This is a genomic window from Burkholderia sp. TSV86, assembly GCF_001522865.1.
Classification (GTDB): Bacteria; Pseudomonadota; Gammaproteobacteria; order Burkholderiales; family Burkholderiaceae; genus Burkholderia.
The window spans coordinates 1-17,636 of sequence record NZ_LOWB01000097.1 but is presented as its reverse complement, the minus strand read 5'-3'; the positions used below and the strand labels follow the sequence as shown (position 1 = coordinate 17,636).

General features: G+C 67.5%; 14 protein-coding genes and 1 pseudogene. 6 read left to right on the top strand and 9 right to left on the bottom strand.

From position 1 onward, the window contains the following. Positions 1 to 17: 17 nt before the first annotated feature. The 4 genes from WS68_RS16160 to WS68_RS16145 form a co-directional block, all read right to left on the bottom strand. On the bottom strand, positions 18 to 743 hold the full coding sequence (locus tag WS68_RS16160; RefSeq protein ID WP_197419624.1) for a TetR family transcriptional regulator: 726 nt from the start codon (positions 741 to 743) through the stop codon (positions 18 to 20). A gap of 48 nt (positions 744 to 791) precedes the next feature. Continuing rightward, the gene (locus tag WS68_RS16155) at positions 792 to 2,096 is read right to left on the bottom strand and encodes an NAD(P)/FAD-dependent oxidoreductase (protein ID WP_059571760.1); all 1,305 of its coding nucleotides are present in this window, start codon (positions 2,094 to 2,096) and stop codon (positions 792 to 794) included. A gap of 295 nt (positions 2,097 to 2,391) precedes the next feature. After that, positions 2,392 to 2,697 carry a type II toxin-antitoxin system Phd/YefM family antitoxin gene (locus WS68_RS29385; protein WP_082710090.1) on the bottom strand — a complete coding sequence of 102 codons (306 nt, stop codon included), beginning with the start codon at positions 2,695 to 2,697 and terminating at the stop codon, positions 2,392 to 2,394. An 87-nt stretch (positions 2,698 to 2,784) separates the two neighbouring features. Further along, positions 2,785 to 3,693, bottom strand: a complete 909-nt coding sequence (locus WS68_RS16145; RefSeq protein ID WP_059571759.1) for a LysR substrate-binding domain-containing protein — start codon at positions 3,691 to 3,693, stop codon at positions 2,785 to 2,787. A 196-nt stretch (positions 3,694 to 3,889) separates the two neighbouring features. On the opposite strand from WS68_RS16145, the gene WS68_RS16140 reads away from it, so the two are divergent. The 3 genes from WS68_RS16140 to amaB all read left to right on the top strand — a co-directional run bounded on the left by WS68_RS16140 (position 3,890) and on the right by amaB (position 7,965). Beyond that, positions 3,890 to 4,909 carry a DUF1338 domain-containing protein gene (locus WS68_RS16140; protein ID WP_059571758.1) on the top strand — a complete coding sequence of 340 codons (1,020 nt, stop codon included), beginning with the start codon at positions 3,890 to 3,892 and terminating at the stop codon, positions 4,907 to 4,909. A gap of 105 nt (positions 4,910 to 5,014) precedes the next feature. Next, the gene (locus WS68_RS16135) at positions 5,015 to 6,286 is read left to right on the top strand and encodes an aminotransferase-like domain-containing protein (RefSeq protein ID WP_442857171.1); all 1,272 of its coding nucleotides are present in this window, start codon (positions 5,015 to 5,017) and stop codon (positions 6,284 to 6,286) included. A gap of 167 nt (positions 6,287 to 6,453) precedes the next feature. Further along, a complete protein-coding gene (amaB, locus tag WS68_RS16130) occupies positions 6,454 to 7,965 on the top strand; it encodes an L-piperidine-6-carboxylate dehydrogenase (protein ID WP_059571793.1) in 1,512 nt (503 codons plus the stop codon). A 465-nt stretch (positions 7,966 to 8,430) separates the two neighbouring features. Here the strand turns inward: amaB and WS68_RS16125 are convergent, their stop codons facing one another. Beyond that, a complete protein-coding gene (locus tag WS68_RS16125) occupies positions 8,431 to 9,432 on the bottom strand; it encodes a LacI family DNA-binding transcriptional regulator (RefSeq protein WP_059571757.1) in 1,002 nt (333 codons plus the stop codon). A gap of 235 nt (positions 9,433 to 9,667) precedes the next feature. Between WS68_RS16125 and ptsP the strand changes: the two genes are divergently transcribed. The 3 genes from ptsP to WS68_RS16110 all read left to right on the top strand — a co-directional run bounded on the left by ptsP (position 9,668) and on the right by WS68_RS16110 (position 15,493). After that, positions 9,668 to 12,190, top strand: coding sequence for a phosphoenolpyruvate--protein phosphotransferase (ptsP, locus tag WS68_RS16120; RefSeq protein ID WP_059571756.1), 2,523 nt, complete (start codon positions 9,668 to 9,670; stop codon positions 12,188 to 12,190). 77 nt (positions 12,191 to 12,267) lie between these two features. Next, on the top strand, positions 12,268 to 13,629 hold the full coding sequence (locus WS68_RS16115) for a 1-phosphofructokinase family hexose kinase (protein WP_059571755.1): 1,362 nt from the start codon (positions 12,268 to 12,270) through the stop codon (positions 13,627 to 13,629). A 22-nt stretch (positions 13,630 to 13,651) separates the two neighbouring features. Beyond that, on the top strand, positions 13,652 to 15,493 hold the full coding sequence (locus WS68_RS16110; RefSeq protein ID WP_059571792.1) for a fructose-specific PTS transporter subunit EIIC: 1,842 nt from the start codon (positions 13,652 to 13,654) through the stop codon (positions 15,491 to 15,493). Positions 15,494 to 15,802: 309 nt separating this feature from the next. Here WS68_RS16110 and WS68_RS28985 read toward each other — a convergent pair whose 3' ends face one another. From WS68_RS28985 to WS68_RS28415, 4 genes and pseudogenes are all read right to left on the bottom strand, one after another. After that, positions 15,803 to 16,015, bottom strand: a complete 213-nt coding sequence (locus WS68_RS28985) for a TonB-dependent receptor (RefSeq protein ID WP_059571754.1) — start codon at positions 16,013 to 16,015, stop codon at positions 15,803 to 15,805. 350 nt (positions 16,016 to 16,365) lie between these two features. Continuing rightward, entirely contained in the window at positions 16,366 to 16,848 is a 483-nt protein-coding gene (locus tag WS68_RS26360; RefSeq protein ID WP_231753038.1) for a dATP/dGTP pyrophosphohydrolase domain-containing protein, read from the bottom strand. Further along, on the bottom strand, positions 16,848 to 17,240 hold the full coding sequence (locus WS68_RS16095; RefSeq protein WP_059571753.1) for a hypothetical protein: 393 nt from the start codon (positions 17,238 to 17,240) through the stop codon (positions 16,848 to 16,850). The genes WS68_RS26360 and WS68_RS16095 overlap by 1 nt, the downstream gene beginning before the upstream one ends. A 189-nt stretch (positions 17,241 to 17,429) precedes the next feature. After that, a pseudogene (locus tag WS68_RS28415) lies at positions 17,430 to 17,636 on the bottom strand (hypothetical protein); the annotation flags it as partial.

Genomic DNA, 17,636 nt, shown 5'->3' with positions numbered 1-17,636 from the left:
GCGCGGCCGCTCATGCGTCAGCGTGCGACGAAGCGCAGCACTGAGTCGGCGATCATCGCGCGGTGACGCGAGCGCTGGCGCGGCGAAGATGGATCGCGGCCGAACGCCGCGCCGAACGTATAGCGGTTCGAGACGCGATGAAAGCAGAACGAACTGATCAGCAGATGCAGGTCGATCGGATCGATGTCGTCGCGAAACGCGCCGTTTTCGATGCCGTGCGCAAGCAGCGTTTCGAGCGTCTTGATGATGCTGACGTTGCTGTTCTTGAACGACTTGATCTGTTCTAGATATTTCGCGCCGTGAATGTTCTCGATCGACACGAGACGGACGAAATCGCGATGTTTGTCGTGATAGTCGAACGTGAATTCGACGAGCCGCCGCAACCCCTCTTCGGGCTCCAGTTCGCCGACGTTCAGTTCGAGCTCGAGCGCGCGAATGTCGCCGTAGACTTTCTCCAGCACTGCCTCGTACAGCCCTTCCTTGCTGCCGAAATAGTAGTAGAGCATCCGCTTCGTCGTGTTCGTGCGCTCGGCGATCGCATCGACGCGCGCGCCCGCGAGCCCCATCGCTGAGAATTCCTCGGTGGCGACGTCGAGAATATTGCGCTTTGTTTGCTCGGGATCGTATTTGCGGCGCCCGTCGTCTCGGCGCGTCTGGGCAGCGTGCGCATTCGCGCGGGTTTCGACTGCTGCGGCCTTGTTTGTCGCTTGTTTCATATGGCTGGATTGGGCGGGCGGCGGCATGAACGGCGCATTCTAGCACGCACCCCGGCGAGTCCAGGCCCGGGCGCGCTAAACGCCGCGCGCGTTTGCCGCCCGGCTGGCGGGTGGCGTGCGGCGGGCGGCGAGTGCATCGCGTGCCTCGTAGGCGCAATACGTGAGCTGGGCTGCGGCAAGTCCGGCCACGCCGAACGTGCGCGTGAGGCCGAATGCGTCGAAGCCGCTCGGCACGGGCCGCCCTTCGGCGAGCGCTGCCGCGAGCACTTCGCCCGCGACGGTCGTCGGTGCCATGCCGTGGCCGCCGAAGCCGATCGCGTGCCATACGCCGCTCGCGTCGCAGCCGATCTGCGGCATTTTATGACGTGCGTAGCTCATCAGGCCGCCCCATGCGAACTGCACGGCGACGTCGCGCAATTGTGGATAGACGCGCACGAGATCGCGCCTGAGCAGCCGCGCGATCGCGTCCGGCCCGCGATCGAGAATCGAGATGCGGCCGCCCCACAGGATGCGCGTATCGGCGAGCGGCCGGTAATAGTCGAACGCGAAACGCGTGTCGTAGACGGCCGACGCGCAGTTGATCGAATCGGCCAGGCGCGCGCCGAGCGGCTCGGTCGCGATCACATAAGTCGCGATCGGCAGCACCGCACGCTCGATGCGCGGGTAGACGCCGCGCGCGTAGCCGCCGCCCGCGAACACGACGTGCCGGGCATGCACGGCGCCGTTTCTGGTCGCGATGACAAAGCCCGCGCCGTCGCGGCGGATCGAGCGCGCCGCCGAATGTTCGTAGATGCGCGCACCGCGGCTCGCGGCGGCGGTGGCGATTCCGAGCACGTACTTGAGCGGGTGGAAATGGAACGCGTTGCGCTCGAACAGCCCGCCGTGATAGCGATCGGTGTTCAGACGCTCGCGCAGCGCGCGCGCATCGAGCGGCTCCCAGTCGACGCCGAACGCATTTTTCATCAGCTTGCGCGGTGCGTCGAGCCGCGCTGGATCGTCGAACCAGTTCGCGAGGATCACGCCGCCGTCGACACGCTCGCAATCGATGCCGTAGCGCGTGGAGCGGGCACGGATCAGGTCGACCGCATCGAGCGTCAACTGGTAGAGCGTGCGGGCTGACACGGGGCCGAGCGTGCGCAGCAGGTCTGCGTTGTCGAGGCTGTAGCCGCCGAACACGAAGCCGCCGTTGCGGCCAGACGCGCCGAATCCGACCGTCTTCGCCTCCAGCACAACTACGTCGCGCATGCCGCGCTCGACCAGGCCGAGTGCGGTCGACAAGCCGGCCAGCCCGCCGCCGACGATGCAGACGTCGGTATCGATGCGGGTGTCGAGCGTGGGGTAGGGGGTGCGGGTCGCGGTGGCTTCGTAGAAATTCGGCATGCGCAGCGTGGGCCGTGGACAGAGGGCGGGGCGAGGTTCGAGGGTGCGGGCTATCGTAACCGTTTGAGCCCGGCGTGCGAAGAGCCGGCGGCGCAGCCCGGGGCGGATGTTTGGCGCGATCGCTGCCGGGCGGGCGACCGGCGATGAGCAGTGCGGCACGGCCGACGGCCGCGCGAGCGCATGCGGGGCAGGAGTGGCTGGCCGCAGACGCAGCGTCCGCCGCACGCAGTGCCGGTCGCGCGAATTGTCGGATGTCCGGGTAAATCTGGATCGGTGCATTCGCATATCGGCGTGTTTAGCGTGTGCCGTGCCGCTTCGGCTCGGGTGATGGTTCGGGCGCGCCGCCGGCTGCATGATGGGTTTCGGTGTGAGTGACAGCGTGGTTGACCGGCGCGTCGGGCTGCGCCACGGACGGCCAACGCGCGCAATCGCATTCGAGCCGGTGGTAGCGCTCGAGCCGCCGGGCATCGATCAGCGCGACATAGGCGGCGCCGTTTTTCGTGATGATCTTCTCGACGCCGTTGCGCACTTCGTCGGCCAGCTCGGAAAAGTGGGCGCGGGCGATGGACAGCGGCACGATATCGCCGATGCGAATGGTCATGATCGGTCTCGCGTGGCCGGCGTTCGGCCGGCCGGTGAACGGACAAGCGGATAAGTAAAAAGCTTGCGATCGAACAGGATCGTGACGTCAGCTTATCGGCCGCGACGGCGCGACGGAACCTAGCCATTCGGCCAGCGCAACGAACGGCTCGCTGTCGGCGGCGTCGCCGGGGGCGACGAGGTAGTAGCCCGCATCGCTCGGCAGGCGCAGCTCGAGCGGCGCGCGCAGACGCCCCGACGCAAGCTCGTCGGCAACGAGCAGCTCGGGCATGAGCGCGATGCCCATTCCCGCGTGAGCGGCCGCCGTGAGCATCGTGAAGAGCTCGTAGCGCGGCCCGCGTACCGCGCGCAGATCGTTGTCCATGCCATGCGCGCGGAACCAGTCGCGCCACGCATCGGCGCGCGTCGATAGATGCAGCAGCGGCAGCTCGAGCAGCGCGTCCAGCGAGACCGGCTTGCCCGGCGAGGGCAGCAGCGCGGGGCTGCACACCGGCAGCATGTCGCCTTCGAGGAACAGCAGCCGCCCTTGCGTGCCGGGCCAGAGCGCATGCCCAAAGTAGATCGCCGCGTCGAACGGCGAATCGCTGAACAGGAACGGCTCGGTGCGCACCGACAGGTTGACCGTGATATCGGGCCGCCGCGCACGGAATTGCGGCAGGCGCGGAATCAGCCACTGGCTCGCGAACGTCGGCACGACCGCAAGCTCCAGCGTCGCGCCGATGCCGCGCTGCGCCATCAGCTCAAGTGTGTCGCGCTCGATGCGCTCAAGGTTGCGGCGCACGAGCGCCGCGTAATGGCGGCCGTGCGGCGTCAGCACGACCCGCTTCTTGATCCGCAGGAACAGCGCGACGCCGAGCCGCGCCTCGAGCGCGGTGATCTGGCGGCTGACCGCGCTTTGCGTGAGCGCGAGTTCGTCAGCCGCGCGCGTAAAGCTGGCGTGGCGGGCCGCCGCTTCGAAAACCTGTAACGCGGCAAGATTCGGAATGCCTTTTCGCATCGAGGGTCGGCCGGTCGAAGATCAATAGTTGATGAGTTTTTAGAATGAAGTGGTGAGTTTATATCAGTTGCCGCGAGTATGGTGCACGCCGACAATCAACCCCCGAACGCGTCCGGTGCGGCAGCCAATGGGCTGCACGCATCCCGCCGTACCACGACGCATCGCCGACCTACCCCGAATTCATTGAAAAAATCCGATGAACGCGAATCTCGCCGCTTTGCTCGCCACCGTCCTCCATCCATCGACGATCGATGAGTTGATGCAATTGATGCATGTTCCGGGCTGCGTGGAGCGTTGCGAGCCAGGCGTGGTGATGCGTGCGGAGCTTGCGCAGGCGCTCAACATGGCGTTGTTCGCGGATCTGCTCGACCGGGTGCCGACCGGCCGCGCGTACACGCGCGACGTCGCCCGCGACGGCGGCCGCGTGACGTTCGATCACGGCGCGCTGCGCACGGTGCGCTGGCCGTCGTGCGGCGCACTGCCGCCGGGGGAGGCCGCGTTCACGCGAATCCTGCGGCCGCTTGGCTACCGGCTGAACGGCACCTATGCGCTCGAACGCCTGAATATGACCGGCCGCTCATACGCGCATCTCGACGCGCCCGATCAAATCGCGCAGTTTTTCGTGAGCGAGCTGCATCCGGAGCGCTTCAGCGCCGCATTCCAGCAAGCGGTGACGAACGTGGTCGGCACGTCGGCCGATCCGCTGACGCCGCGCTCGTTCGCTGCGCTGGCCGAGTTGGAGCGCGACGCATCGCTGCCGCTTGCCGACGCGCGCGCGCTGCTGCCCGTGCTGGTGAGCTGTTTTGACCGCCAGCATGCGACGCCGAAGCTGGCCGATTACGAGACGCTGCTTGCCGAATCGGCGGAGATGGCGTGGATCGCGACCGAAGGCAACGCGTTCAACCATGCGACCGACCGCGTGCCGGACGTCGATGCGCTCGCCGCCACGCAACGCGCGCTCGGCAGGCCGATCAAGCCGGCCGTCGAGGTGTCGCGCTCGGGGCGCGTGCGTCAGACCGCGTTTCGCGCGGACCCGGTGGTGCGCGCGTTCGTCGACGCGTCGGGCGCGCATATCGAGCGCGAGGTGCCGGGGTCGTTCTACGAATTCATCACGCGCGACACGCTTGCCGATGCCGCCACCGGGCGCGCGACGCTCGATCTGAGCTTCGATGCAGGCAACGCGACCGGCATCTTCAAGATGACGGCTGCGGCGTAGGGGGCGCGGTTTGCACCGCGTGTCGAAACCCGCGCCCGCCTCCATCGCCGCCGATTTCCACGCTTGCCGGAGCTTGTGATGACGACTGCCGCCGATTCCCGCCGCATGCCGAAGCCCGCCGCGCCGAACGTCGACGCGTTTGCGCGAGCCGCGCCGCCGCCCGGCGCGTTGCCCGCCAACGCTTATCCGTTCGCCGCGCCGTTTGCCGATCCGCAGGGCTCGCCGATCCGCGAGCTGTTCAAGCACGTCGGCAAGCCGGGGATGATTTCGTTCGCGGGCGGCTATCCGTCCGCCGATCTGTTCGACCGCGAGGGCATTGCGGCGGCGCTTGCCGGCGCGTGCCGCGACGATCCCGTCGCGTGCCTGCAGTACGGCGATACAGCGGGCCAGCCCGGTTTGCGCCGTGCGCTTGCGGACTGGATGGCGAGCGCGCGCGGCGTGCATTGCGACGCGTCGCGCATCCTGGTGACGGCTGGCTCGCAGCAGGGGTTCGACCTGCTCGTGCGCACGCTGATCGAGCCGGGCGACGTCGCGCTCGTCGAAGCGCCGGCGTATCCGGCCGCGCTGCAGGCGCTGCGGCTCGCGGGGGCGAGACTCGTGCCGGTGCGTACCGACGGCGATGGCGTCGATCCCGCCGCGCTCGCCGCGCAGCTTGCCGCTTGGCCCGCCGCCGAGCGCCGCCCGAAGCTGTTGTATACGGTGCCGACGTTCGCGAACCCGACCGGCGCGACTTTGCCGCCGGCGCGGCGGGCTGCGCTGGCCGCGCTGGCCGCGCGTGAGCAAATCGTGCTCGTCGAGGACGATCCGTATGCCGATCTGCGTTTTACCGGCGAGCCCGTCGCGCCCATCCTCGCCTGCGACGGCGCGCAGGATTGGACCGTCTATCTCGGCAGCTTGTCGAAGATCGTCGCGCCGGGGCTGCGGATCGGCTGGGCGGCGGCGCCCGAGGCGATCGCGCGCCGAATGACGGTGGCGAAGCAGACGAGCGACTTGTGCACCGCGCCGCTTGCTCAGGAAGCCATCCGGCGCTATCTGGACAGCGGCCGGCTTGCCGTGCATTTGCGCACGATCGCGCGGACTTACGGCGATCGCTGCCGTGCTCTGATCAGCGCGCTGCGTCAATTCGTGCCGGATGACGTCGAATGGCGCGAGCCTGCCGGGGGCATGTTCGTCTGGGCGCGGCTCACGCGCGGTCGCGACGCGACGGCGCTGCTCAAGCACGCGCTCGAGCATAACGTGATGTACGTGCCGGGCGCGGCATTCTATGCGAGCGATGCGGATACCGCGAGCTTGCGGCTGTCGTTCGCGGCGCAGGACGAGGCGGAAATTTTCGAGGGCGTGCGCCGGCTGCAAGCCGCGCTCGCGGCCGGCCGCTGACGCTTGTCCGAGCCGGCGGCGGCCACGCGCGGGATACCCGCGCGCGCCGCGCGCCGGTTCGCGGCGCCTGGCCAAATGGCTGGGACGCTTGCATGCGGCACGCGAACGCGGTCCAATCGATTCATTCACCGATCAATCTGTTGTCATTCCGAACTGAAGAGGAAGCGATGCAATTCAACGACATTCTCGCCGCGCTGGACGTCGATCTCGCCCACTGGCAAGGCGCCGCGCTGACGGCCCGTTCGCCGGTGGACGGCGCGACCCTTGCGACGCTCGCCGTGGATAGCCCGGCCGACGTCGAGCGCAAGATTGACACCGCGCATCGCGTGTTCGCCGCGTGGCGTACGGTGCCCGCGCCCGTGCGCGGCGAACTGGTGCGCGTGTTTGGCAACGTGCTGCGCGAGCACAAGGCCGCGCTTGGCGCGCTCGTCACGCTCGAAGCGGGCAAGATCGCGTCCGAGGGGCTGGGCGAAGTGCAGGAAATGATCGACATTTGCGATTTCGCGGTGGGGTTGTCGCGGCAACTATACGGCCTCACGATCGCGTCCGAGCGGCCCGGTCACCGGATGATGGAAACCTGGCATCCGCTTGGCGTGTGCGGCGTGATCTCCGCGTTCAATTTCCCGGTTGCCGTGTGGGCGTGGAATGCGGCGCTGGCGCTTGTGTGCGGCGATCCGGTCGTCTGGAAGCCGTCCGAGAAAACGCCGTTGACGGCGATCGCGTGTCATGGGCTGTTTGCGAAGGCGGCGCGCGAATTCGAACGCACGCATCCGGGCGTGGTGCCGCAAGGGCTGACGCAGCTCGTACTAGGGGGGCGTGATGTCGGCGAGGCGCTTGCCGCATCGCCGAAGGTGCCGCTCATCAGCGCGACGGGCAGCGTGCGCATGGGCATCGAGGTCGCGCAGGTGCTGAGCCGGCGCCTTGCGCGCAGCATTCTCGAACTCGGCGGCAACAACGGGATGATCGTCGCGCCGAGCGCGGATCTCGATCTCGTGGTGCGCGCGGTTACGTTCGCCGCGGTCGGCACCGCCGGTCAGCGCTGCACGACGCTGCGCCGGTTGATCGTGCATCGCAGCGTTGCCGATCAGTTGCTGCCGCGTCTGGAGAAGGCATTCGCATCGGTGACGATCGGCAATCCGCTCGATGCCGGCACGCTGGTCGGTCCGCTGATCGACCGCGCGTCGTTCGATGCGATGCAAAAGGCGCTTGCCGATGCGCGCGAGCAGGGGGGGGACGTAAAGGGCGGCGAGCGTGTCGACATCGGGCATCCAGACGCGTATTACGTGCGCCCGGCGCTCGTGCGGATGCCGAAGCAGACGTCTGTCGTGACGCGCGAAACATTCGCGCCGATTCTCTATGTGCTCGTCTACGACGAACTCGACGAAGCGCTCGCGATTCATAACGGCGTGCCGCAAGGACTGTCGTCGTCGATCTTCACGAACGACATGCGTGAGGCCGAGTGGTTCATGTCGGCGGCAGGCAGCGATTGCGGGATCGTCAACGTCAATATCGGCACGAGCGGCGCGGAGATCGGCGGCGCGTTCGGCGGCGAGAAGGAAACGGGGGGCGGGCGGGAGTCGGGCTCCGACGCCTGGAAGAGCTATATGCGCCGTGCGACCAACACGATCAACTATAGCCGCGAACTGCCGCTGGCGCAGGGAGTGAAGTTCGATGTATGAGCGGCATAGCTGCTCGATGCGCGATTTTCCGGTTTCCGGCGTGCCCGCCGCAACATGCGGCGCTGCCGAGTGCGGGCGCGTCGAGCGGTGGGCGTTGAGGGCGGGCATCGAGCGGTGGCGCGATTGCCGGCGGGTAGTCCAATGTCGGCGGCGGGCGTCATCGCTGGGTTTCGGGGGGAAACGGGCGTTCTCCATGGCCGCGTGACGCTTGCCGCTTGCCGCTTGCCCGTCCGGCAGCCGGTGTTTTCGTGAAAGCTGGCGGGTTGCGATTGCGTGCGCCCGCTGCGCGTTCGGCACCGGCTCAAGCCCGCTTATCGTTTGCTTATGTTTGCTTCGCCTACCGTCAAATGTCCGCTGAACATCAATTAAAACGTTCGCTGATCGTCCGCGTGCCAGCCGATCGCTCGAACCCGTCGGCTGCCGTCAACCCGTTCATGCCCGCTCCGCTCATGCCGCCCAGGCCGCTCATGCCCGCTGCCGCGGCGCTGTCGAGCCCCGGACGATCAACTCGCCCGGCAGCACCAGTGTACGGGTCGACATCTTCGGTTCCGCGAGCCGCTGCGTGAGCAGTTGCATCGCATTCCTGCCGATCTCGTAGACGGGCTGCGCAATGACCGTCACGCCGGGCGTGACCAGGTCGGTCCACGCATCGTTGTCGAAGCCGGCGAGCGCGACATCGTCGGGCACGCGTGCGCCGCGTTCGCGCAGCGCGCGATACGCGCCGAGCAGCAGCAGTCCGTTGCTTGCGACGATCGCGTCGGGGCGCGCCGCCGCGTCGCCCGACAGCCACGCCAACACGTGCGCTTGCGCGGCGTGCGGATTCGGATCGACGAATTCCGTTTCGGCGGACAGTGCATGGCCGCGCAGCGCGTCGACGAGCGCCGCATGCCGTTCGCGCCCCGTCGTGCTCGCATTGCCGAACAGGCCCGCGATGCGCCGGTAGCCGCGCGCAACCAGGTGCTCGACGAGTTGCGTCGCGGCGTCGCGGTTATCCAGCGTGACCGCGTCGGCCGTGCCCGCCGGGCCCGCGCGGTCGATCATCACGACCGGAAACGCATGCGCGAGCGCATCGAAGCGCCGTGCGGCATCGTAGGTCGGTGAATAGATCACGCCCGTTACGCGTTCGCTCGCCATCAGCCGCAGATACATCGCTTCCTTTTCCGGATCTTCGTCGGTGTTGCAGAGGATCACGCGCATGCCATGTTCGTATGCGGCGTCTTCGACGGCGCGGCTCACTTCGGTAAAAAACGGGTTGCGCACGTCCGACACAATCAGGCCGATCGTTGCGGTATCGCCCGAGCGCAGCCGCCGCGCGGCGGCGTTCGGCCGGTAGTCGAGCTGTTCGATCACTGCCAGCACGCGCTGCCGCACGGCGTCGCGCACCGGGCCGTTGTTCGACAGCACGCGCGAAACCGTCGTGACCGATACGCCCGCGGCTTGCGCGACATCCTTGATTCGTAGCGCCATACGACTGAAATGACTGAAATCGATTTCTCTTTTGATCGGTATTTACCCTGATCCAGGGTGGCGGAAGGCTATGTGGTTCATCACGTATCCACCCGTCGTGGACAGGCCATTTGCCATATTCTATATGGGGTTGCCGCGTATTTCACTCAGTTTTCTGAAATCGGGGAACGCTTGACGGTTGAAGTGGTATCGATTCCAATACGTGCATCTAGAACGACTGAACTCAGGAGACGTGATGCCGCCGTTGCTTACTGCGGAGCTGGTCCGGCTCGGTGCCGGCGCCGACTCGAAACACGATGCGATCCGTCAGGCGGGCGCGCTGCTCGTGGCGGCGGGCGTCATCGAGCCCGGCTATGTCGATAGCCTGCTTGGCCGCGAGCAGGTATCGAATACGTATCTGGGCAGCGGCGTCGCGATTCCGCACGGGTTGCAGGAGGATCGTCACCTGATCCGCCGCACGGGCGTCGCGGTGCTGCAGGTGCCGGCCGGCGTCGACTGGCAGGGTGGCGAGCGCGCGAAGCTCGTGGTGGCGATCGCCGCGCAGTCCGACGAGCACATTGCGCTGTTGCAGCGCCTGACCCGGCTGATCGGTGATCCGGCGCAGCTCGAACGGTTGCTCGCGGCGCGCGACGCTCAGGTGATCGTCGACGCGCTAAACGGCGGCAGCGATGCCAGCGGCGCCAGCGCGGCCGTGGTTGCGGCAACGCCCGCCGATTACGAGCATCGCATCGAATTGATCCTCGATTATCCGCACGGCCTGCATGCGCGGCCCGCGAGCGCATGGGTTGCGACCGCGAAGCGCTATCAGGCGGCGCTGCGCGTGCGTCATGGCAACGTTGCGGCCGACCCGAAGAATCTCGTCAGCTTGCTGCAACTCGGCGCGGGCGCGAATGCGGCGCTCGTGGTGTCCGCGCAGGGCGTCGATGCGGCTGATGCGCTCGCGGCGCTGGCGCGCACGATCGAGGCGCTCGTGGCCGACGAGCATGCGCGCGCGGCCGCGGCGCAGGCGCGCAAACAGCAGGCCCAGCCCGCGCTGTGGGCGCCGGAGGACCCGGCGACGGCGATCGACGGCATCGGCGCGGGGCCCGGCCTCGTGATCGGGCCGGTGCGCGTGCTGCGCGCGGCGGCGCTCGAGATCGAGGATCGCCCGGGCGATCCGCTCGACGCGTCACATCGTCTCGAACAGGCGTTCGCGGATACGGCCGCCGAGCTTGACGCGCTCGCCCGCTCGACCGCGGCGCGCCTCGGCGCGGCCGAGGGCGAGATTTTCATCGCGCAGCGCGAACTGCTGAACGATACCGCGCTGCTCGACGAAACCGCGCGGCTGGTTGCCGATGGCCACGGGCTCGCGTGGGCGTGGCATCGCGCCGCCGACGCGCAGGCGGCGCGGCTTGCCGCGTTGCCCGATCCGTTGCTCGCCGCGCGGGCGGCGGATTTGCGCGATGTCGCGCGGCGCGTGTTGCGGCATCTCGGCGAAGCGGGCGCGGGCGGCAGTGCCGATGCGGGCGCGGGCGTGCCTTCGATCCTGATCGCCGAGGATTTGACGCCGTCCGACACCGCGCAGCTCGATCCCGCCGTGACGCTCGGCTTCTGCACGGTCGCGGGCGGCCCGACGTCGCATACGGCGATTCTCGCGCGCACGCTCGGCGTGCCGGCGGCGGTCGCGTGCGGCGCGAAGCTGCTGGAGATTGCCGACGGCTCGCATGCCGTGCTCGACGGCAACGCGGGGCGGCTATTCGTCGGCGTGTCCGCGCGCGACGCCGAGCGCGCGCGGCAAGCGCAACTGCGGCTGATCGAGGAGCGCAAGCGCGCGAGCGCGAACCGTGCGCTGCCCGCCGCAACGCTCGACGGCCATGTGATCGAGATCGGCGCGAACATCACGCGGCCCGATCAAGTTGCCGACGCGCTCGCGCAAGGCGCGGACGGTATCGGCCTGATGCGCACGGAGTTCCTGTTTCTCGAGCGCCGCGACGCGCCCGACGAGGACGAACAATATGACTGCTACCGGCGAATGGTCGACGCGAGCGGCGGCCGGCATCTGATCATCCGCACGCTCGATATCGGCGGCGACAAGCAGGTGCCGTACCTGAACTTGCCGCACGAAACCAATCCTTTCCTCGGAGTGCGCGGGGTGCGTCTGTGCTTGCGGCGTCCCGATCTGTTCATTCCGCAATTGCGCGCGCTTTATCGCGCGGCGAAGCAAGGGCCGCTGTCGATCATGTTCCCGATGGTGTCGACGCTCGACGACGCGCGGCAGGCCATCGCGCTTGCCGAGACGGTGCGCGCGGAACTGGAGGCGCCGAAGGTGCCGCTCGGCATTATGGTCGAGACGCCGTCGGCTGCCGCGCTCGCCGATCATTTCGCGCAACTCGTCGATTTCTTCTCGATCGGCACGAACGATCTCACGCAATACGTGCTCGCGATCGATCGCGAACATCCGGAGCTGGCGCGCAACGCGGAGAGCCTGCACCCGGCGGTGCTGCGGATGATCAAGCAGACCGTCGACGGCGCGCGCCGGCATCGCAAGTGGGTTGGCGTGTGCGGCGGGCTTGCGGGCGATCCGCTCGGCGCATCGATTCTCGCGGGGCTCGGCGTCGATGAACTGTCGATGAGCGCGCGCGATATCGCCGCGGTCAAGGCTCGGCTGCGCGGCGCGCGGCTCGATGCGCTGCAAACGCTCGCGCAGCGCGCGCTCGATTGCGGGGATGTCGACGCGGTGCGGGCGCTCGATGCCGCGGATACGCGGGCGGCCGCATGAGGGGCGATTTCGGGACCGATATGAACGCTGATTCCACCACTGCAACCACGGATTCAACCACTGGTTCGAAAGCCTGCATGCAACCCGCCGCCCGTGTTTCAGCCGCCACGCCCCGTGCGACGGTCGTGACCGTCACGCCGAACCCGGCGCTCGATCAGACCGTGCGTGTCGCGAATCTGACGCTCGGCGACGTGAACCGCGCGGAGTCGCTCGAATTCAACGCGGGCGGCAAGGGCGTGAATGTCGCCGGCTGTCTTGCCGACTACGGGATCGACACGATCGCGACCGGCTTGCTCGGCGCGCAAGACAGCGCCGTGTTCGACGCGATGTTCGCCGACAAGGGCATCGCCGATCGCTTCGTGCGGATCGCGGGCCGCACGCGCATCAACGTGAAGCTCGTCGATCCGGCGCGCGACGAGACAACCGACGTCAATCTCGCGACGTCGCGGCCCACGTCCGCCGACGTCGCGGCGCTCGAGCGCCGGCTGGCCGAACTCGCCGCGCCGGGCCGCTGGTTCGTGCTCGCGGGCAGCCTGCCGCCGGGCGTCGACGCGTCGTTTTACCGGCGCGCGACGCGCATGCTGCATGACGCGGGCGCCCGCGTCGCGCTCGATACGAGCGGCGCGCCGCTCGCCGATGCGCTGGCGGCCGCCGATCCGCGCGAGCTGCCCGATCTCGTCAAGCCGAATCTCGCCGAGCTGGAGGCCGCATTGGGCCGCACGCTCGGCGATGACGACGGCGCGATCGCGCGTGCGGCTTGCGAGCTGGCGGCGCGAGGAATCGGGTATGTCGCCGTGTCGCTTGGCGCGCGCGGCGCGCTTGGCGTGATGGCGTCCGGCGAAGCGGAAAAAGCGGGCGCGGCGGCAGCATTGCACGCAGAAGCAGAAGCAGAAGCAGAAGCAGAAGCAGAAGCAGAAGCAGAAGCAGAAGCACAGGCACAGGCACAGGCACAGGCACAGGCACCGCTCGATGCGCGTTCTGCGTCGAGTTCCACGCAAGCGTCGCCGCCGGCGCCCATTGCTGCGGCCTCGCCGGCTGCTGCCGGCCAAACGGCGGCGGCGATCACGGCGACGGCCACGGTTACGGCGATGACGGTCGCGGCAGTGCCGACGGCGACCGATAGCGCCCTGGCCACGCCGCCGCGCAGCGCACCGCCCGCCGTCACCTTCGAAGGTTTCCGCGCCACGCCGCCGCGCGTGCGTGTCGCGAGCACGGTCGGCGCGGGCGACGCGTTCGTCGCCGGGCTCGTCGCGAGTCTGACCGAGGCGCGGACGTGGTGCGACGCGGGCCGCCGCGCGAGCGCGTTCGCGGCGGCCAAGCTTGCGCGCGTCGGCCCGCATTTGCCGGACCGCGCCACACTCGACGCGCTCGCGGCGCAAGTCGAAGTCGAGAGTTTCACGCTGACCGCGTCCGCGGATGGCGTCGTCGTTGATCTATGAGCCGGGCATGCCGGAGACAGCAATGAAAAATTTGATCGGATTCGTGGCGGCGGACGCGCAAACGGTCGCGCCGGCCTTTGCGTCGCACGCGCTGAGCCGCGCGGCGCGCGCCCAGGGTATTGCGTTGGCGCTCGAGACGCGCAGCGCGCTCGGCGTGCAGACGCCGGTATCGGCGGCACAGATCGACGCCGCGAGCGCGGTGCTGATTGCCACCGACGGCGTCACCACGATCGACGAAGCGCCGTTCGCGGGCAAGAAGCTGCATCGCGTGTCGCTCGACGATGTGATCCGCGATGCGCACGGCGTGCTGGCAAGCGCGGCGGGCAACGCGTCTGCTGCCGCGCTTGCGCAGCCGGCGGCGGGTGCGGCGGCATCCGGCATGACGCCGGCCACCGGCGCATCGTCGACGAACGGCGCCAGCGCCGCATCCGGCGCGCGTGCGTTGAAAATCGTCGCGATCACGTCGTGCCCGACGGGCATCGCGCATACGTTCATGGCGGCCGAAGGGCTCACGCAGGGCGCGCGCTCGCTCGGTCATACGATCCACGTTGAAACGCAGGGCTCGGTCGGCGCGCAAAACCGGCTGACCGATGCGCAAATCGCCGACGCCGATCTCGTCGTGATCGCCGCCGATACGCAGGTCGACAAGCGGCGCTTCGTCGGCAAGCGGCTCTATCAGACGGGCACCAAAAGCGCGATCGGCAAGGGCGCGGCGCTGCTCGACAAGGCGATCGCCGAGGCGAGCGTCGAAGGCTCCGCGCAGGCGGGGGCAGGCGCGAACGCCGCGCCGCTTGTCGATCAAGTCGCGGCCGCGAAGCAGGCGCGCGCCGCGAAAGCGGGCGGCCCGTACCGTCATCTGATGACGGGCGTGTCGTTCATGCTGCCGTTCGTGGTCGCGGGCGGTTTGCTGATTGCGTTGTCGTTTGCGCTTGGCGGCATTTACGCATTCGACGATGCGCATAAAGGCACGCTCGCATGGTCGCTGTTCCAAATCGGCGCGAAATCGGCGTTCGCGCTGATCGTGCCGGTGCTGTCCGGCTATATCGCGTATTCGATCGCGGACCGGCCCGGGATCACGCCGGGCATGGTCGGCGGGATGCTCGCGGCGAGCCTGAACGCGGGGTTTCTCGGCGGCATCGTGTCGGGTTTCCTTGCCGGTTACACCGCGCTGCTTATCAATCGCCATTTGAAGCTGCATCGCAATCTCGAAGGATTGAAGCCGGTGCTGATCATTCCGCTGCTGTCGACGCTGGTGGTTGGCCTGCTGATGCTCTATGTGGTCGGCACGCCGGTCGCGGCCGTGCTGCATGCGCTCGAAGGCTGGCTGCGCTCGATGCAGACGGGCAGCGCGGTGATGCTGGGTGCGCTGTTGGGCGGCATGATGGCACTCGACATGGGCGGGCCGGTGAACAAGGCGGCCTACGCGTTCAGCGCCGGCTTGATCGCAAGCCATGTGTACACGCCGATGGCCGCGACGATGGCCGCCGGGATGACGCCGCCGCTCGGCATCGCGCTCGCGACCTGGCTGTTCCGCAGCCGCTTCGGCGCCGAGGAGCGCGAGGCGGGCAATGCGGCCGCGGTGCTGGGCATCGCGTTCATCACCGAAGGCGCGATTCCGTTCGCGGCACGCGATCCGATGCGCGTGATTCCCGCGTGCATTGCCGGCTCGGCGGTCACGGGCGCGATCTCGATGGCGGCGGGCGCGGAGCTGAAAGTGCCGCACGGCGGGATTTTCGTGTTGCCGATTCCGAATGCGGTCACGCATCTCGGCGTGTATGCGCTCGCGATCGTCGTCGGCACGCTCGTGACGGCGGTGGCGGTGGGCGTGCTCAAGCGCAGGCCCGCCGAGGCGGCGGGTGCTTGAGCGGGGTGGCGCATGCGCCGGTCAATGCGTGGAGGCGCGCCGTGCGTGTGGCGGCGGCGCATCGGGTGGCGATACATCGGACGGCAGGTCGGGCAACGCGCGTTCGCGGCCGCGCGCCGCGGCGGGCGCCCGTGCGTGCCGTCAGTCTGCTGGCTCGTCGGCCGTCAGCCGTCAGCCACTAGACTAGCCGCCAACCGCCAATCGCCAATCGCCAATCGCCAACCGCCAACCGCCAACCGCCAACCGCCAACCGCCAACCGCCAACCGCCAACCGTGCGCATGTCCGCCGGCGGCGCGGCCGCGCGCCGCTCAATTGAACCGGTGCGCGAACTCCAGCCAAACCGTGCGCCCGTAAGGCATGTAGTAGCCGACCGGGTAGTAGGGCCATCCGCTCGAATCGTCGTGCTTGATCGCATCGAACACGTTGTTGACGACGAGCGTGAGCGACGTGTCCTTCGTGAATTGATGTGACACGCTCAGGTTCGCGAGCGTCGTCGGCGACAGATACCGCCTCTCCCGCATCGGCGGGGGCGCTGTTCGACACGCCGTAGAAACGGAGCATTTCCTCGCCGGAAATTTCGCCAGCGTTCGGCTCGCGCGCCTCTGCCGGTGCGACGGCCTGCGCGGGTTGATCGCCATCGAGAATCCCGATCGCGAAGCTCTTGATCTTTTCCTGACCGTAGGCGTTACCGCCATCCGGCCAGTGCGCAATTTGATAAAGCGCGCGCCGTAGCCGCGTTACTTCGTCGGACTGCGCGGGTTGCGGAGTGGCAAGAAGCGCACGCGCGAATCCCAACACAGTGCTTGCGGCGATATCGTGATAAATCTCAAGGTCAGCAGCTGCTTTTTCCTCGAATAGTTGGATGATCTCCTCATTGGTCAGCGTCACCACATCCGTAGCGGGCGATGCTGCCGCGCGCAGCAATTCGACTTCGCACTGAGCCACCTGCGCGCCACGCGCCGTCGAGCGCTAGAATCACGACGTCGATCCATTCGGTGAGATCGCCCGGGTTCGCCTCGATTTCCTTCAGTTCCTTGCGGATGTGGTCACAGACACCAGCGGTGCGCGCGCCGGGGCCAAACGTGCGCTCGGAGAATTCGCGCTGCCGCTGAAGATACGCGAGGAAATCGAACGCCACCCGCTCGTCGGCCGGCGCTGCTGCGGGCTGCTCAACACCGACGGAGGCGAGAACGAGGCGTAGATCGTGGATGCAGCCTCGAATGCCGGCGGCGACGCCAACCGCGTCGACGCTCCGTTTCGCTTGCTCATCGTTCATTGAGGCGGTCCAGCGATTGACGAGCCGATTCAGTTCGTCCGTCAGCGCATCAGCGCGGCTCTGTTGTTGGTCGTTCATTATTCCCGGCCCTCCATGTCTGCCGCAGCTATCGTGTACTCGCGCACATTGACGACTTTGTAGAACGTCGGCTTCGCATGTTTCTCGATCCATCCGGCCAGCAGAGCGTCAAGCTCGGCTATTGCTTCAGCGGTGACGTCCGGATAGTCGTCGGCATATTCGCCAACCTCGTCGTAGGCTCGCTCGCCGATCAGATTGATCACATCGTCTGCGTCGCATAGATGTTTTGCGGGAATCGACTTGGCTTCGCCTACGAAGACAACATTGCCGACTGTTAGGTCATCGTGCATGTCGAGTAACCCGCAGAGTTCATCGCACGAGAAATCTTCATTGTTTGCGCTCCAGACGGTTTGTACTTTCGGAGCTGGGTTATTTTCGGTTTGGGCGGTCATGGTGCGTTCCTCAGAAAAGTTCACCCTGCGCGGGTTCGGCATGGTTTTGCGCTGCCATCAGGCGGCGGCCAGCGGCCCAACGCAGTAGCGTTGCGTGCCAGTCAGGATGGCATCGTGCGGTGCGGGCCTGATTGATGAACACGCGCGCCATGTGGATGTGCATTTGGCGATCGCTCATCGCATCCTCACTCAGTCCTGAATAACCAACTGCCCGGTCGAGCAGCAGTTCACGAGCGCGTCATACACGTCCGAAGTCACGTTGATGCAACCGTGCGTCACCTGATTGCGATCGGCCGCATTCACGGATTGGATGCGCTGTGCCCGGCGCTCACCCGGAATGCGGGTCCATACTCGGTGAATGGCATAGACACCCTGCGCGTCACGAGCAAAGGCCAG

Coding starts and splice junctions, on each gene's coding strand:
- WS68_RS16160 (WP_197419624.1), bottom strand. CDS start 743: ATGCCGCCGCCCGCCCAATCCAGCCATATGAAACAAGCGACAAACAAG.
- WS68_RS16155 (WP_059571760.1), bottom strand. CDS start 2,096: ATGCCGAATTTCTACGAAGCCACCGCGACCCGCACCCCCTACCCCACG.
- WS68_RS29385 (WP_082710090.1), bottom strand. CDS start 2,697: ATGACCATTCGCATCGGCGATATCGTGCCGCTGTCCATCGCCCGCGCC.
- WS68_RS16145 (WP_059571759.1), bottom strand. CDS start 3,693: ATGCGAAAAGGCATTCCGAATCTTGCCGCGTTACAGGTTTTCGAAGCG.
- WS68_RS16140 (WP_059571758.1), top strand. CDS start 3,890: ATGAACGCGAATCTCGCCGCTTTGCTCGCCACCGTCCTCCATCCATCG.
- WS68_RS16135 (WP_442857171.1), top strand. CDS start 5,015: ATGCCGAAGCCCGCCGCGCCGAACGTCGACGCGTTTGCGCGAGCCGCG.
- amaB (WP_059571793.1), top strand. CDS start 6,454: ATGCAATTCAACGACATTCTCGCCGCGCTGGACGTCGATCTCGCCCAC.
- WS68_RS16125 (WP_059571757.1), bottom strand. CDS start 9,432: ATGGCGCTACGAATCAAGGATGTCGCGCAAGCCGCGGGCGTATCGGTC.
- ptsP (WP_059571756.1), top strand. CDS start 9,668: ATGCCGCCGTTGCTTACTGCGGAGCTGGTCCGGCTCGGTGCCGGCGCC.
- WS68_RS16115 (WP_059571755.1), top strand. CDS start 12,268: ATGCAACCCGCCGCCCGTGTTTCAGCCGCCACGCCCCGTGCGACGGTC.
- WS68_RS16110 (WP_059571792.1), top strand. CDS start 13,652: ATGAAAAATTTGATCGGATTCGTGGCGGCGGACGCGCAAACGGTCGCG.
- WS68_RS28985 (WP_059571754.1), bottom strand. CDS start 16,015: ATGCGGGAGAGGCGGTATCTGTCGCCGACGACGCTCGCGAACCTGAGC.
- WS68_RS26360 (WP_231753038.1), bottom strand. CDS start 16,848: ATGAACGACCAACAACAGAGCCGCGCTGATGCGCTGACGGACGAACTG.
- WS68_RS16095 (WP_059571753.1), bottom strand. CDS start 17,240: ATGACCGCCCAAACCGAAAATAACCCAGCTCCGAAAGTACAAACCGTC.